General features: G+C 70.9%; 14 protein-coding genes. 6 read left to right on the top strand and 8 right to left on the bottom strand.

Translation table 11 applies throughout. The features are described from left to right. Positions 1–44 precede the first annotated feature (44 nt). From OG272_RS17200 to OG272_RS17180, 5 genes are all read right to left on the bottom strand, one after another. Positions 45–800, bottom strand: a complete 756-nt coding sequence (locus tag OG272_RS17200; RefSeq protein WP_327729699.1) for an ABC transporter ATP-binding protein — start codon at positions 798–800, stop codon at positions 45–47. Beyond that, positions 776–1,699, bottom strand: coding sequence for an ABC transporter permease (locus OG272_RS17195; RefSeq protein ID WP_405893952.1), 924 nt, complete (start codon positions 1,697–1,699; stop codon positions 776–778). Before OG272_RS17195 ends, OG272_RS17200 begins: the two co-directional genes overlap by 25 nt. Continuing rightward, positions 1,696–2,760 (bottom strand): ABC transporter substrate-binding protein, encoded by a 1,065-nt coding sequence (locus OG272_RS17190; protein ID WP_327729701.1) that lies wholly within the window; start codon positions 2,758–2,760, stop codon positions 1,696–1,698. The genes OG272_RS17195 and OG272_RS17190 overlap by 4 nt, the downstream gene beginning before the upstream one ends. 320 nt (positions 2,761–3,080) lie before the next feature. Further along, complete coding sequence (locus tag OG272_RS17185) at positions 3,081–4,322, bottom strand: ROK family protein (protein ID WP_327729702.1); 1,242 nt, start codon at positions 4,320–4,322, stop codon at positions 3,081–3,083. A 67-nt stretch (positions 4,323–4,389) separates the two neighbouring features. Further along, the gene (locus tag OG272_RS17180; protein WP_405896029.1) at positions 4,390–4,476 is read right to left on the bottom strand and encodes a putative leader peptide; all 87 of its coding nucleotides are present in this window, start codon (positions 4,474–4,476) and stop codon (positions 4,390–4,392) included. Positions 4,477–4,783: 307 nt separating this feature from the next. Between OG272_RS17180 and OG272_RS17175 the strand changes: the two genes are divergently transcribed. Further along, positions 4,784–5,368: a biotin transporter BioY gene (locus OG272_RS17175; protein ID WP_327729703.1), complete on the top strand. Its 585-nt coding sequence runs from the start codon at positions 4,784–4,786 to the stop codon at positions 5,366–5,368. 1,093 nt (positions 5,369–6,461) lie between these two features. Then, the gene (locus OG272_RS17170) at positions 6,462–6,740 is read left to right on the top strand and encodes a hypothetical protein (protein WP_328223076.1); all 279 of its coding nucleotides are present in this window, start codon (positions 6,462–6,464) and stop codon (positions 6,738–6,740) included. A gap of 88 nt (positions 6,741–6,828) precedes the next feature. Here the strand turns inward: OG272_RS17170 and OG272_RS17165 are convergent, their stop codons facing one another. After that, positions 6,829–8,286 carry an amino acid permease gene (locus OG272_RS17165; RefSeq protein WP_405893949.1) on the bottom strand — a complete coding sequence of 486 codons (1,458 nt, stop codon included), beginning with the start codon at positions 8,284–8,286 and terminating at the stop codon, positions 6,829–6,831. Positions 8,287–8,561: 275 nt separating this feature from the next. On the opposite strand from OG272_RS17165, the gene OG272_RS17160 reads away from it, so the two are divergent. Both OG272_RS17160 and OG272_RS17155 read left to right on the top strand, forming a co-directional pair. Further along, positions 8,562–9,047, top strand: coding sequence for a ribose-5-phosphate isomerase (locus OG272_RS17160; RefSeq protein ID WP_326582797.1), 486 nt, complete (start codon positions 8,562–8,564; stop codon positions 9,045–9,047). A gap of 197 nt (positions 9,048–9,244) precedes the next feature. Continuing rightward, complete coding sequence (locus OG272_RS17155) at positions 9,245–10,117, top strand: Fpg/Nei family DNA glycosylase (RefSeq protein WP_405893947.1); 873 nt, start codon at positions 9,245–9,247, stop codon at positions 10,115–10,117. Between the two features lie 16 nt (positions 10,118–10,133). Here OG272_RS17155 and OG272_RS17150 read toward each other — a convergent pair whose 3' ends face one another. Beyond that, positions 10,134–11,381, bottom strand: a complete 1,248-nt coding sequence (locus OG272_RS17150; RefSeq protein ID WP_327729707.1) for a GNAT family N-acetyltransferase — start codon at positions 11,379–11,381, stop codon at positions 10,134–10,136. Positions 11,382–11,605: 224 nt separating this feature from the next. Here OG272_RS17150 and OG272_RS17145 point away from each other — a divergent pair, with 224 nt between their 5' ends. Together OG272_RS17145 and OG272_RS17140 are read left to right on the top strand one after the other, a co-directional pair. Then, complete coding sequence (locus OG272_RS17145) at positions 11,606–12,778, top strand: PP2C family protein-serine/threonine phosphatase (RefSeq protein WP_326582800.1); 1,173 nt, start codon at positions 11,606–11,608, stop codon at positions 12,776–12,778. 196 nt (positions 12,779–12,974) lie between these two features. Next, positions 12,975–13,460, top strand: a complete 486-nt coding sequence (locus tag OG272_RS17140) for an HD domain-containing protein (protein ID WP_405893945.1) — start codon at positions 12,975–12,977, stop codon at positions 13,458–13,460. A gap of 18 nt (positions 13,461–13,478) precedes the next feature. Here the strand turns inward: OG272_RS17140 and OG272_RS17135 are convergent, their stop codons facing one another. Further along, positions 13,479–14,681, bottom strand: a complete 1,203-nt coding sequence (locus OG272_RS17135; protein ID WP_326582802.1) for an acyltransferase family protein — start codon at positions 14,679–14,681, stop codon at positions 13,479–13,481. Positions 14,682–14,760: the final 79 nt, after the last annotated feature.

Genomic DNA, 14,760 nt, shown 5'->3' with positions numbered 1-14,760 from the left:
AGTGCGTCGGCGGTTCACCGGAGGCCAGTGGCGGCCACTGGTGGTCACTGGTGGTCCGCCGTCACACCGAGCGCGGCGAGCAGCCGTTCGCGGTACTCGCCCAGCAGGGGGTCCCGGTACGAGCGCGGGTGCGGGCGGTCGATGGCCAGGTCGAGGCCGATGCGGCCCTGTTCGAGCACGAGAACCCGGTCGGCGAGCACGATCGCCTCGTCGACGTCGTGGGTGACGAGCAGGACGGAGGGCCGGTGGCGCTCCCACAGCTGCCTGAGCAGGGCGTGCATCCGGATCCGGGTGAGCGCGTCCAGGGCGCCGAACGGCTCGTCGGCGAGGAGCAGTTCGGGCTCGCGGACGAGGGAGCGGGCCAGCGCCGCGCGCTGCGCCTCGCCGCCGGACAGCTCGTTCGGCCAGGCGCGCTCACGGCCCTTCAGGCCCACCTCGGCGAGCGCCTCGCGGCCCTTGTCGGCGGCCGCTCTGCCCTCCGCGCCCAGCAGCACGTTGTCGAGGACCCTGCGCCAGGGCAGCAGCCGGGAGTCCTGGAAGACGACGGACACCCTGGCCGGCGCGGTGAGCCGGCCGCTGCCCACCACCTCGTGGTCGAGCCCGGCGACCGCCCGCAGCAGTGTGCTCTTGCCGGAGCCGCTGTGCCCGAGCAGGGCGACGAACTGCCCGGCGGGGATGTCCAGGTCGACACCGTCGAGGACCTTGCGCCCGTCGAACGACCGGGTGAGTTCCCGGAGTTGTACGGCGGGCCGGGCCGCTGTCGTCGTGGTGGCCGTCAGCTGCTCAGCGTGCGTCGCCATGACAGCACCCTCCGTTCGATGAGACGGACCGCGCTGTCGGAGACCAGGCCGAAGATCCCGTAGACGACCAGGCCGACGAGGATGACGTCGCTCTGGCCGTAGTTCTGGGCCTGGAACATCATGTAGCCGAGTCCGTTGGTGGCGTTGATCTGCTCCAGGACGACCAGGCCCAGCCAGGAGCCGGTCACTCCGAGGCGCAGGCCCACGAAGAAGCCGGGCAGCGCGCCGGGAATGACGATCTGCCGGACGAACTGGAACCTCGACAGGCCCTGCACCTCGGCGAGTTCGACGAAACGGCTGTCGATCCCGGCCAGTGCCGCATGGGTGTTGAGGTAGATCGGGATGTAGACGACGATGGCGATGATCGCGATCTTGAAGGTCTCGCCGATGCCCAGCCAGAGGATGAACAGCGGGATCAGGCCCAGCGTCGGGATCGCCCGGTTGAGCTGCACGGTCCCGTCGATCAGGGCCTCGCCGGTCCGGCTGAGCCCGGAGGCCAGGGCGAGCGCGACACCGGCGGTCAGACCGATCGCGAACCCTGATCCGGCCCGCTGCAACGACGTCACGATGTCCGTCGTCAGCGTCCCGTCGGTCCACAGATGGACACCGGTCTCCAGCACCGTCCAGGGCGCGGGGACCGCCGCCGGATCGAGCTGCCCGGCGGCGGAGGCGACCGCCCACAGGGCGAGGAACAGCAGCGGCCCGACGAGCCGGGAGGCGGGCAGCCGCTTACCGGGGGAGAGACGCCGGCGCCTGCGGACCTGAAAGGCCTCCTGTTCCTCGGCGGCGGCAGCAGCGGCGGAGGTTGGATCGGTGGCGGTGGCGGTGGCGGTGGCGGTGGCGGTGGCGACGGACGCGGCGCCGGTGGTCGTCGAGGCGCCCGTGGTCACGGCGCTCACCTCCGGTACTCCGCGGTCACGGCCTTCGCCGCGATCCCCTCGAACCGCCGGTCGAAGAGCGTGCCGACGTCGAACTTCTTCACGAAGCCGCCCTCCGCCAGCAGATCGGCGGTCTCCTGCTCCCACTTGATCGCCTCGTCCCAACTCGGCGGAAAGAGCGGCTTGTTGGCGAGTTCGGTGATCGACTCCGCCTGGGCGGGAGTCAGATTCTGGGTCTTCACGTAGAACTCCTCGTTCCAGATGTCCGGGTTCTCGTACTGCCAGACCGCGCCCTTCGCCCAGTACGGGATGTACGCGGCCACGGCGGCCGCCTTCGCGGAGTCGCCCAGCACGGAGGCCGGCGCCCACAGCAGGTTGAGCAGGTCCACCACGTCGGTGGTGATCGTGCGGGCGCCCTTGGATCCGTACTGCTGCAGATAGGCGGGCGCCTGCTGGTTGCCGAGCGGCGCCACGTCCACCTGGCCCGACTGCAGGGCCGTCAGGAACTGGTTGCTGGTCAGCGGGACGAGCTTTGCGTCGTCGTACGCGACCCCCGCCTTCTTCAACGCCCGCAGGAGGACGACGCCCTGCGCCTGCCCCTGGGAGAAGGCGAGCTTCTTGCCCCGGAAATCCTTGACCGAGGTGATGTCACTGCCGGGTTTGGTGGCGAAGAGATAGTTCGGCTTCCGGGTGACGTTGATGGCGACGATTTTCGCGTCGTATCCCTGGTAATGCGCCTGGATCGGCGGGATTCCCGCGTTGTTGGCCACGTCCAGTGAACCCGACCGGAACGCGTTGATGACATCGGGACCGGCACCGATGTTCGCCCAACTACTCACTCTGAAAGGCAGATCGTCGAGTTTCGCGAGCCTCAGCTGCAACTCCTGCTGATTCTGGAACGAGGAGATCTTCAGGCTCGTACCCGAGGGCACCTTGGTGGGCAGCGGCGCGTCCGCGGCCGTCCGGGCGGTCGCCGCGCTGCTGTCGGCGCAGCCGCTCAGTCCGGCCGCCGCGGCCGTGACGCCGAGGAGAGAGGTGAGGAAGAGCCGCCGGTCGAAGCCGGGCGCGGCGGAGGAAGGCATGGGAGGACCCCCTGAGGGAAACGTCGGGACAGTACGGAACGTGCGCCGAGGCGCACGGAATCGCGCACGGAGGAAATCCGCAGAAGCGGACGGAAACTGAGGCCGAGGCCGAGGCTGAGGCCGAGGCGGCGGAAGAGGGAGAAGCACAAGAAAGCTGCGGAAGGAGAACTCACGCAGGAAGAAGTGCCGCGTCGGCCGGAGTGCGAGAGGCACTCCGGAACGTCAACGTGTCAGCAACAGAGGGTGCGACAACTCGTGAGCAGCATGAATACGATGTTCCCGGTCTTCGGCATTGCCTGTCAACATTCGGAGTTTCTGAATTAACCGGCCTCGGCCGAGCCGTGGTCGAGTCGCGCCACGGCCCCCAGCGGATCCCGGTAGAGCACGTCCAGAGCCACCGCCCCGCCCGCCGTGGCCAGCACGGAGTCGGGGAAGCTCGTCGGTCCCACGGCCGCCGCCCGGTCCGGCCCCACGGCCGCGCGCAGCGCCGCGAGGCAGTCCGCCCGGCCGATGACCCCGATCTCGGTGACCACCACCGTCTCCGGGTTCAGCACGTCGAGCAGCAGCTCCGCCGCCCGCCCCACCATCCGCGCCCGTTCCACCAGCAGCCGTACGGCCGTCGCGTCGCCGCCCGCCGCCGCGTCCAGCACCCGCATCGGGTTCACCCCGTCGATGACCCCGGCCGCCCGCGCCCGCCGGCACAGTGTCCGCTCGCTCAACTCGGCCTGGAGGCAGCCGATCCGACCGCATGCGCAGGGCTCCGTACCGCCGGGCAACGGCAGATGGGCGATCGCCCCGGCCTGGGAGCGGGGCCCGTGGTGCACCTCGTCGTTGGTCGCGAACGCCGCGTCGACCACGTTGCCGACGAACAGGTGCAGCACGCTCCGGCTGCCACGCGCCCGCCCGAACAACTGCTCGGCGCCCACCAACGCCCGTGCGTGCCCGTCCACATGGACCGGCAGCCCGGTCCGGGCACCGAGCATCTCCCGCACCGGCACCTCGCGCCAGCCCAGCAGCGGATGCTCGACGACGGTTCCGGTCTCCCGGTCCACCCAGCCGCCGGCCGCGAAGCCGATGGCCAGGGCGCGGCAGCCCGGCGCCGCGTCCAGCAGGGCCCGGAGTTCGTCGGCGGCCCGCGCCAGGACCCGGGCGGGGTCGGTGGAGCCGTGCTTCAACCGCCGCTCCACGACCACCCGTCCGCGCAGATCGAGCAGCGCGACGGTCGTGTACGGCACGGCCACATGCACCCCGCCCACCACGAACCGCGAGTCGTCCAGGTCGAGGGGCACGTGCGGGCGCCCCGCCGCCTTGGCCCGCCGGGGCGGTGCGGCCTCACGGATGAGACCGACCCCCGCGAACCGGGCGCAGTAGTCGGTCACCGAGGCCGGCGACAGCCCGGTCACCCGGGCGATGATGCTGCGTGCCACGGGACCGTGCTCCAGCACGGACCGCAGGACCACGCTCGCGCTGGTCCGCCGCCGGTCGCTGTCGGCGGCGCGCGGCACGGGAGAGAAAGGGGAGGCAGGGGTGACAAGGGTGGGTGCCGTCGCGGCACGGGGCATGGCGATCATCCTCGGGAACGGGTCCGACACTGCGCCGTCTCGGAAGGCGAGGCGTGCCGGAGCCGCCTCACCCGGAGCGGCGACAGATGGCCGTGCCCACGCGTCGCAGGTCGACGTGGCGACGCGACGAGAAGTACCGGGCCTGAGCAACCATGCGCTCGAAGCTAGCAAAACGGCCCACCGCTGCCCAGACGGCGACCGACGGGCGAGACGGCACCTGTCCACCCCACCGACCCGATTGGTGAAACCCTACAGATCCGATGTGACGCCCCTTCATGGTCCAAGCCACGTCACCTCAGTGACCGGCATCACGCCGTACCGGGTGTAACCAGCATCCTTTGTGAGAAGCCCACCAAGGCGTCGCTCCCCCCTTTGTCGAGCGCTGACGGTGTCCGGCGCGAGGGCCCTGGGATAGCGTCACCGTGTCCCCGCCGACTTCACCCGCCGGAGTGAGCCCGAACATGAGCACCGCCGCCGCCTCGTCAGCCCGCCCCGGCGAGGTCCTCGCCGACCTGCTGCCCGTCTCCAGCGTCCGCGCCCGCGACATCGCGCTCGTGGTCGGCGGCGCCGCGCTCACCGGGCTGGCCGCCCAGATCGCCGTACCCGTGCCGGGCTCCCCGGTCCCGGTCACCGGCCAGACCTTCGCCGCCCTGCTCGTCGGTACCACCCTCGGCGCGGGCCGCGGTGCCGCCTCGCTCGCCCTGTACGCGCTGGCCGGCCTGGCCGGGGTGCCGTGGTTCGCGAACGGTACCTCCGGCGTCGGTGTCTCCTTCGGCTACATCCTCGGCATGATCCTGGCCGTCGCCGCCGTGGGCGCGCTGGCCCGCCGCGGCGGCGACCGCTCCACGCTGCGCATGGCGGGCACGATGCTCGTCGGCGAGGCGATCATCTACGCCGTCGGCGTCCCCTACCTCGCCGTCACGGCCGGCATCCCCTTCTCCACCGCCGTCGCGGTCGGCCTCACCCCCTTCCTGCTGGGCGACGCCATCAAGGCCGCCCTGGCCATGGGGCTGATGCCGACGGCGTGGAAGCTGCTGAACAGGTGACGCCTCGACTCGGCCCCGCTGAGCGGGCGCCATTCAGCCCGTGACGCCGTAACACCCTCCGAAGAGGCTCGCCGGGTCGTACGCCGACCGCACCACGGCGAGCCTCTTCCGCGTTCCGACGCCGTGCGGCCCCTCACCCCGATCCCCGCCGCCGAACGCGCAGTCGACGGCCCGGGCCCTGATGGTGGACCTGCGCGACACACATCGCGGCCGCCTCCGGCCCGGTCCGCGCGAGCACCTCTCCTGCTCGGCCGGTCAGGAATCCTGCCGGGCCCGCCGGTGGTTCCACCACAGGCCCGCCGCACCGGCCGAGATGAGCGCGGCGCCGGCCATGCCGAGCGGCAGGACGCGGTCGGCCGGACCGGTCTGGGGCAGCTCGTCCGGCGTGTCGTCCTTCCCTCCGCCGCGCCCGCCGTCACCGTCACCGCCGCTCGCCCGACTACATGGCCCCCGAGCGCGTCTCGGGCCGCCCCCAGGGCCCGCCCTCCGACCTCGCCCCCGACGCCTCCTCCAACGCCTCCTCCGAAACCCCGCCCGCGAGCACCCCCGAACTCCCCTCGGAGGGCGCGCCGAAGCCCCTCCACGGCAGCGAACTGCTGACCCGGCCCAGGCCCCCATACCGCCCGGCGAATCACCGGGCCCACCCGTGCCGTCAAGGCGCGCGAAGCGCGCCGACGCCACGGGCCCCAAAACCCCTGCCACACCCGCCATTCCCACGGACCCCACCCCCACGGATCCCACCGACTCCATGGATCCCATGGATCCCACGGACCCCCGGCGGAACAAGCGCGTATCGCCCTCGTCGCGGCCGCCGCCGTTGCCGTGACGGCCGCCGTGGCCGCGGTCGTCGTATCGACGATGGACGGCTCACCCGACGGCAAGAACCACAGGGCGTTGTCCGCGACCACCTCGGCCTCCCCCTCCGGCCCGTCCCCCACCCCCACCGTCGCCGGCACCTCCCGCCCGCCCGACCTCCCTCCTGCGCGGCGACCTCCTGGAGCAGTGGCAGAAGAAGGAGAAGAGCACCAGCCAGGGGCCGGGATACGACCGGATCCGCCCGGAGGAGACCGAGTTCCGGGGTGAGCCCGCCGTCGTGTGGGAGTACACCGTCACGGCCCAGGAACTGCCCTGGCACGTCCGCTCCCTGGGCTTCGACACCGGCGGTAAGTCCTACCAGCTCACCACCTGGTGCCACCCCGACATCGAGGACCGCGCCCTCCCCGTCTACGAGAAGGTCGAGAAGACCTTCACACCGTTCCTAGCCGCCACCATGGCCGGACCACGCGACACGACACGGGCCCACCCACACTCACTCGCGCGCACCTGTACACCTTTGAATGCACTCCAACGGCAGCAGCTCACACCCCTGTGAGCCGCCTGGACGACGAAACGGGGCCCGGCGGCGTACGAACCGCCACCGGACCCCGGACGTTTCAGAGGCGGGCTCGACCGCCCCGCGCTCAGTGCACCTTGTCGGACACCTCGGCGCCGGTGGCCTTCCGGCCGCCGATCTTCTCCTTGACGAGCGCGATACCGACGACGACCGCCGCGACCAGCAGCGACAGCAGCAGGATCTCGCGGTTGCCGTGCTCGGTGTCGGTGAGCATGTAGCCGAGGACGAAGAGGATCAGCCCGATGGTGGCCCACGTCAGATACGGGTAGAGCCACATCTTCACGACCAGCTTCTCCGGCGTCTCCCGCTCGATGATCCGGCGCATGCGCAGCTGCGAGAAGCAGATGACGAGCCACACGAACAGGGCGACCGCGCCGGAGGAGTTGACCAGGAAGAGGAAGACACCCTCGGGAAAGAAGTAGTTGAAGATGACGGCGACGAAGCCGAAGACGACCGACGCGAGGATCGCGGTCATCGGCACACCCCGGCCGTTCGTACGGCCGAACGAGCGCGGCGCGTCCCCGCGCTCACCCAGCGAGAAGGCCATCCGTGACGCGGTGTACAGACCGGAGTTCAGACAGGACAGCACCGACGTCAGCACGATGAAGTTCATGATCTGACCGGCGTGCGCGATGCCGAGGGAGTCCAGGGCGGCGACGTAGGAGCCCTTCTCCTTGATCGAGGGGTCGTTCCACGGCAGCAGCGTCACCACCACGAAGATCGAGCCGAGGTAGAAGACACCGATCCGCCAGATGATGCTGTTGGTGGACTTGGTTACCGCCCTCTGCGGGTCCTCCGTCTCACCGGCGGCCAGCGTGGCGATCTCGCTGCCCATGAAGGAGAAGACGACCAGCAGCACGCCGATGAGGATCGCGCCCGCGCCGTTGGGCAGGAAACCGCCGTGATCGGTCAGGTTGGCCAGCCCGGCCTTGTCCGTGTCGGCCCCCGGCAGCAGCCCGAACACCGCGAGACCGCCCACCACGATGAACGCGGCGATCGCGACGACCTTGATCCCGGCGAACCAGAACTCGAACTCGCCGTAGGAGCCGACCGACACCAGGTTCGTGGCGGTCAGCACGACCATCACGATCAGTGCCCACCCCCACTGCGGCACCGCCGGCATCCAGCCCTCCAGGATCACCGCACCCGCGGTCGCCTCGACCGCGAGCACGACGACCCAGAAGAACCAGTACAGCCAGCCGATCGAGAACCCGGCCCAGCGCCCGAGCGCCCGGTCGGCATGGGCCGAGAACGACCCCGACGTCGGATTGGCGGCGGACATCTCACCGAGCATCCGCATCACCAGCACCACCATCGTGCCGACGAGCGCGTACGACAGGAGGATGCCGGGACCCGCGGTCCTGATACCGGAACTCGACCCGACGAACAGCCCGGCCCCGATCACACCGCCGATCGCGATCATCGACAGATGACGGTTCTTGAGGCCGGCGTGCAGACCGGGGGAGGGGGGAGAGGACGAGCCTGAGGGGTCCGCCTGGGACGGCAGAGTCGGCTGCGAGGTCATGGGGGAGTTTCCTTTGCGCCGTTGTGGGGACTTCCGTGCGTCTGCCCCGCGACCGCCGGATCGACTCTCGTAAGAGCGGGAAACGAGAGTGGACAGCTGGGGTCCGCGTGAGCCGCTGTAAAGATCGGTCCAGTGAATCGGAGGTGAAAGGATTCCTGAACCTTTGAATCCAGATCGTTACTTGAGGTTTACTTGAGGTTCTGTGGTTCAGCTCACGGTTTCATGAGCCCGCACCCCGTCGTGCCGCGGCGAAACACGCGTGTCACAATCGGGCCATGCGCGTCTACCTCGGCTCGGATCACGCCGGATACGAACTCAAGAACCACCTCGTCGAGTGGCTGAAGGCCGCCGGCCACGAGCCCGTCGACTGCGGGCCCCACATCTACGACGCCCAGGACGACTACCCGCCGTTCTGCCTCCGCGCGGCGGAGCGCACGGCCGCGGACCCCGGGTCCCTGGGCATCGTCATCGGCGGCTCCGGCAACGGCGAGCAGATCGCCGCGAACAAGGTGGCCGGCGTGCGCGCCGCCCTCGCGTGGAGCACCGAGACCGCCGCGCTGGGCCGCGAGCACAACAACGCGAACGTCGTCGCCGTCGGTGCCCGCATGCACTCCGAGGAAGACGCGACCAAGTTCGTCGAGACCTTCCTCAACACCCCGTTCTCCGGTGACGAGCGCCACATCCGCCGCATCGACATGCTGGCGACGTACGAGACGACCGGCGACCTGCCGCCCATCCCGGCGCACCACCCCCAGCCGTAGGGCGACCGCGGGCTGTACGTGATGGCCCGCGCAGTTCCCCGCGCCCCGAAAGACACGGCCCCGCGCCCCTGAAAAGCACGGGCGAAGCCCTGCTTTTCAGGGGCGCGGGGAACTGCGCGAGCAACCCCCACCCACCCGCACCCGAAAACGCGCCCCCAACACCCCCCACCCACCCCGCCGAACCGCCGGAGGCACCCGTGCCGGAGGGGCACACCATCCACCGCCTCGCCCAAGACTGCCTGTCCCACTTCGGCGGCGGCCGGAACGCCCACGTCACGAGCCCCCAGGGCAAGTTCGCCGACGCGGCGGCCCTCCTCACGGACACCCCGCTCGGCACCGCCGAGGCCCACGGCAAGCACCTCTTCCTGCACTTCGGCGACACGGACGCCGAGGAAGCCGAGGAATGGGTCCACATCCACCTGGGCCTCTTCGGCAAGGTCACCTTCGGCCCGGCCCCCGCACCCCCGCCCACGGACACCGTCCGCCTGCGGCTGCGCAACGACACGTCGTACATGGACCTCCGGGGCCCCACGACCTGCGCCCTGATCACGGACGCCGAGAAGCAGGCCGTACACGCCCGCCTCGGCCCGGACCCGCTCCGCCCCGACGCCGAACCGGCGCGCGCGTACGCCCGCGTCTCCCGCAGCCGTACGACGATCGCCGCGCTCCTCATGGACCAGAAGGTGATCGCGGGCGTCGGCAACGTCTACCGCGCGGAGGTCCTCTTCCGGCACGGCATCGACCCGTACCGCGCGGGCAAGGACATCACCCCGGCGGAGTGGGACGCGATCTGGACCGACCTCGTCGCCCTCATGCGCGAGGGCGTACGCCACAACCGCATCGACACCGTCCGCCCGGAGCACACCCCGGAGGCCATGGGCCGCCCGCCCCGCGTCGACGACCACGGCGGCGAGGTGTACGTGTACCGCAGGGCGCACCTGCCCTGCCACCTCTGTGGCGGCGAGATCCGCACCGCCGATCTCGCCGCCCGCAACCTCTTCTGGTGCCCGGCCTGCCAACAGAGCCGAACCCCGCGACCACGGCCGTCGGCACCGGAACCCCGGAGCTGAACTCCGGCTCCGCGCCCTAGAACCCGTGCGGCAGCCAGGGCGCCGACCCCGACACGAGGAACCCCGTGGACGCCTCCGCCAGCGCCCCCTGCCGCAGCTCCCGCACCCGCCCGGCCGCGGCCAGCGAGGACAGGCTCACCCCGCCCAGATAGGCCGACCCCAACTCCCTTACGGAGAGGGAGAGATCGGCGGCGTCGGCGGTCCGTTCGCAGGTCGCGCCCTTGGGATCGCCGATGAGCCGCCAACGCCCCTCGTTCCAGGGGCAGAAGGGGTCATCGACCTCGAACACCACGTCCAGCGGCGCCTGATAGGTCCGCTCCCGCAGCGCCGCGCCGACGTCCACGAGCCGTAGGTACAGGTCGTCCTTGACCCCCAGCGCGCACCGGCGGATGTCCGACACCAGGTGCAGCGCCGGCTCGTCGACGGGCAGCCGGTGGGCCACGATGGACCCCGTCAGGTCGATGTCGAAGAGAAACCGCCACAACGCGGCGTGCGCGGCGGGATCCACCGCCTCCAGCGCGCTCAGCCGGACGACGCCCTCCGCCCCGCCCGGCCCCCAGTCGGACTTGATCCGGAACCGCGTGTACCCGACCACCTCGGAGCCGCCCCCGTCGCCGGCCCGCTCGGCCACCACGCACTGCAGGGGCGACGCCCCGTCCCGGTGGCGGTCCGTGTCGAGCAGGCCCAGACGCTCCCAGCCCGGCCGCCGCGCCAGCATCCCCGGCCGCTCCGGCACCCGGCGGGCATACACCGCCTCGCACGCGTCGAGCACCTCGGCGGGGTCCGCGTACCGCAGCCGTACGTCATCCGCGCCGGGCGGTACGGACAGCCGTACGCGGGTGGTGTCGATGTCGGCGCTCAGCCGGTGCGTGGCGAGGCCGTACCCGAACCGGCCGTAGATCACCGGCTCGGACGCGGTGAGCACCGCCAGCGACTCGCCCCAGGAGCGGATGTCGTCCAACTGCCGTCGCATCATGGACGTCAGTACCCCGCGCCGCCGGTGCGTGGCCGCGACACCGACCATGGTGACGCCCGCCGCCGGGACGACGGCGCCCCCGGGCACCGTGAGCCGGAAGTCGAACGCTCCGGCCGAACCCACGCATTGGTCGCCGTCCCACGCGCCGATCGAGCGGTCGACCTCCGTGAGCTCCTGCCACAACTCGCGCTCCTCCGCCGGTTCGGGGGCGCCACCGAAGGCGCGGAGGAGGGTGTCGTACCAGACGTTCCAGTCTTCCTTGCGCAGCGCCCGCAGCTCAGTCGTCATACGCCATGCCTAGCAGGGCAATCCGGTGCGAGCGAGCGAATTTGCCCCGCGCGTCGCCGTTCGACGTGGGATCCTTCCCGGGTGCCGCACGGAGGGCGCACGGGGGCCGAAGACGCGTTCCGGTGTGAGATCTGTGTGAGATTCGTCGTGAACCGGCCCTCGGAAGGGGGACAAGTAGGACCTCCTGTGCACAGGGGCTGGTCCGATGGATAAGGTCCCGAACAATGGCAGCAGGACGAGAGCGGCGCTCGGCGGCCGATACGCTCACGGCCCGGATGAAGAAGCTGGTTCACCGGGCCCGCACCGGCGTGCGCAAATCCGCCGTCGACTACTTCCGCGGGGACGGCTCCGACTGGATCGCCCTCGCCGGTCTGCTGCTGATGATCCCGCTGATCGCCTGCTTCACGATGATCGACGAGGTGTGGTTCTCACCCGCCGCCCTCGTTCTCCCCATCGTCGCGGGCGGCCTGCTGCTCCGTCCCGCCAGTCTCCTCGGCCTGTACGCGGCCGCCGCGACCGCGCTGATCGTGGAGTCCGTGAGGCTCGGGCCCTACACCGAGGGCCCGGCCCGGGTGACGCCCGGCATAGTGCTGGTCGTCGCCGCCTGCGGTTTCTTCGGTCTCCTCATCGCCCAGTTCCGCAGCCGCGTCGGCGTGCCCTGGCGGCGCGGCGGCACCATGCTCTTCGACCTGCGTGAACGCATCCGGGTGCAGAGCAAGTTGCCGCAACTGCCCGCCGGTTGGCACCGCGAGATGGCGCTGCGTCCGGCGGGCGGTCAGTCCTTCTCCGGCGACTTCGTCGTGGCCGCCCGTACGAACGGCGGCCGCACCCTCGAAGTCGTCCTCACCGACGTCTCGGGCAAGGGCATGGACGCGGGCTCCCGAGCCCTGCTCCTGTCCGGCGCCTTCGGCGGGCTGCTGGGGTCCCTCCCCCCGCACGCGTTCCTTCCGGCGGCCAACGGCTATCTCCTCCGCCAGGACTGGGACGAGGGCTTCGCGACCTCCATCCACCTCGTCCTCGACCTCGACTCCGGCGACTACGAACTCTTCTCCGCCGGCCACCCGCCGGGCCTCCAGCTCAGCGCCGGCACCGGCCGCTGGGAGGAGAAGGCCGCCGAGGGTCCCCTCCTGGGCGTCTACGACGGTGCCCAGTTCGACCCGGTCAAGGGCTCCCTGCGTCCCGGCGACGTCCTGATGCTGTTCACCGACGGCCTCGTCGAAACCTCCGAGCGGGACATCGTCGAGGGCATCGACCGGCTCACCGGCGAGGCCGACCGCTATGTCGCCGGCGGCTTCCACGGCGCCGCCTGGCACCTCATCGAGGCCGTGGCCAAGGACGTCAACGACGACCGAGCCCTGCTGCTGATCTGCCGAGAGGGCCCGACGGCCACCAAGTAGCGCGGGGGCGCGCCCCGTCTTTCAGGGGCGCGGGGAACCGCGCGATCAACCACGACGAACCCGCACCCGCCGACGAGCCCCATCCCCCGAGCTCTCAGGCGGGGTTCCGGGGGCGCAGCCCCTGAGGACGGGACGGGTGGCGGCGGGGGCGACGATCCGGTCCAGCAAGCCACCACACGACAGGAGTCCCGCCCCGATGTCCCCAACCCGCCTCTCCCTCTCCGACGTAGAGGCCCTCGCCCGTACCGCCCACGCCACCCAGACCGACAAGGCCGGCCACCCCTACACCGAGCACCTCCAGGCGGTGGCCCACGGCGTAGCCACCCGCGGCGGCGACGAGGAGCAAATCGCCGCCGCCTGGCTGCACGACGCCGTGGAGGACGACGCCCTCACCGAGGAGTGGCTCGCCGAGGCCCCGCTGACCGCCCGTACGAAGGCCATCGTGCTGGCCCTCACCAAGCGGCCCGGCGAACCCCCGGAGGCGTACGCCGCCCGCATCCTCGCCACTCCGGGCGCCCTCCTGGTCAAGCGGTCGGACCTCGCGCACAACGCGAACCCCGCCCGCCTCGCCGTTCTGGACGAACACACACGCATCCGGCTGACCCGGAAGTACGCCCACATGCGAAACCTCCTCGGCCTGCCGGACGAACCGGCGGCCGAGGAGGTGACGGACAACCGCTGAGGGACGAGGGACTCGGGCCTACGCCTTGGCCCCGACCTTCCCACGCTCGCGGGCCAGCTCGGTGGCGTCCCGCTTGAAGGCCCACTCCATCCTGGGCTCCATGGCGAACCGGAACATCCGCTGCACCGGCGGGGTGCACAGCGCGGTGATGACGGCCGCCGCGAAGACGGTGACGACCAGCTCACCGAGCGGCTGGTACACCCACGTGTGGGTGTCGTACCAGTCCCAGAAGCGCGAGCCCTTCGCGAGGAACCCGTGCAGCAGGTAGCCGTACAGGGTGCCCGCGCCCAGGACGGTGAACCACATCTTCCGCCGGGGCACCCAGGCGAAGAAGCAGGTGGTGAGCACCAGGGAGCAGCCGAAGAGCGCGAAGGTCATGACGACCCCGGCCCACCACGGCGCACCCAGCTCCTGCGCGCTGTCGCGGTGGTAGAACCAGGCCGAATTCATGTGCGGACCCACCCAGTACGCCAGCGCCAGCGCGCCCGCCGCCACCGGCACGGACAGGATCCGCACCTCACGGCGCCGCATGAACTGGAAGTGCGCGGGCTTCATGAAGAGACCGACGACGAAGAACGGCAGGAACTGCAACACGCGTTGCAGGTCCAGGTCGTCACCGATGTCGGGCGAGACCGAGGCGAGCGCCGCGATGCCGAGCGCCAGCGGGATCGGCCAGCGCACCACCTTCCACAGCGGCGTCGTCAGGCGCCACACGAACAGCGCGATCAGGAACCAGGTGAGGTACCAGGGGTCGAGCAGGCTGATCGGGTGCGAGGGATCGTCGTTGCCGTACCGCTTGAAGACGGAGTACGCGATCTCGAAGAGGACGTACGGCACCGCGATGCCGGTGATCAGCCGCCGGAGCCGGTCGGCGCGCATGTCGAAACTGCGGGAGAAGTAGCCGGAGATGATGATGAACGCCGGCATGTGGAACGTGTACACGAACATGTACAGCGCCTCGGCGGCACGGCTGTGGTCGGTCAGCGGCTCCCACGCGTGCCCCATCGCGACGAGCACGATGGCGAGGTACTTGGCGTTGTCGAAGAACGCGTCACGTTGTTTGGCCGGTCTGGCTTCCGGGGAGGCGCCACTCGGCGCCGGGTGGGGGGACGAGGACTTCAGCGAGCGCGGACTCGGCACTCCGTCGGCCGGCGACTGTGGTGACTGAGCCGGCGGGAGCGGCGCCCCGGGCCGGCCGTGCGGTCGCAGCGAGTTCGTCACAGACCCTCCTGCCGGGGACTCCGGGGGGCGGTCCGAGCACTCGCTGCGCAAGGGGGGGACGAGGCAGCGGTGAACATCT

Origin of the sequence: Streptomyces sp. NBC_00104, from assembly GCF_045160825.1 — a bacterium.
Classification (GTDB): Bacteria; Actinomycetota; Actinomycetes; order Streptomycetales; family Streptomycetaceae; genus Streptomyces.
This window is presented reverse-complemented; position numbering and strand designations above follow the sequence as displayed.

Bases quoted from the DNA above. Each gene is read 5' to 3' on its own strand.
- OG272_RS17200 (WP_327729699.1), bottom strand. From the start codon at position 800: ATGGCGACGCACGCTGAGCAGCTGACGGCCACCACGACGACAGCGGCC.
- OG272_RS17150 (WP_327729707.1), bottom strand. From the start codon at position 11,381: ATGACGACTGAGCTGCGGGCGCTGCGCAAGGAAGACTGGAACGTCTGG.
- OG272_RS17140 (WP_405893945.1), top strand. From the start codon at position 12,975: ATGTCCCCAACCCGCCTCTCCCTCTCCGACGTAGAGGCCCTCGCCCGT.
- OG272_RS17185 (WP_327729702.1), bottom strand. From the start codon at position 4,322: ATGCCCCGTGCCGCGACGGCACCCACCCTTGTCACCCCTGCCTCCCCT.
- OG272_RS17160 (WP_326582797.1), top strand. From the start codon at position 8,562: ATGCGCGTCTACCTCGGCTCGGATCACGCCGGATACGAACTCAAGAAC.
- OG272_RS17145 (WP_326582800.1), top strand. From the start codon at position 11,606: ATGGCAGCAGGACGAGAGCGGCGCTCGGCGGCCGATACGCTCACGGCC.
- OG272_RS17190 (WP_327729701.1), bottom strand. From the start codon at position 2,760: ATGCCTTCCTCCGCCGCGCCCGGCTTCGACCGGCGGCTCTTCCTCACC.
- OG272_RS17165 (WP_405893949.1), bottom strand. From the start codon at position 8,286: ATGACCTCGCAGCCGACTCTGCCGTCCCAGGCGGACCCCTCAGGCTCG.
- OG272_RS17180 (WP_405896029.1), bottom strand. From the start codon at position 4,476: ATGGTTGCTCAGGCCCGGTACTTCTCGTCGCGTCGCCACGTCGACCTG.
- OG272_RS17175 (WP_327729703.1), top strand. From the start codon at position 4,784: ATGAGCACCGCCGCCGCCTCGTCAGCCCGCCCCGGCGAGGTCCTCGCC.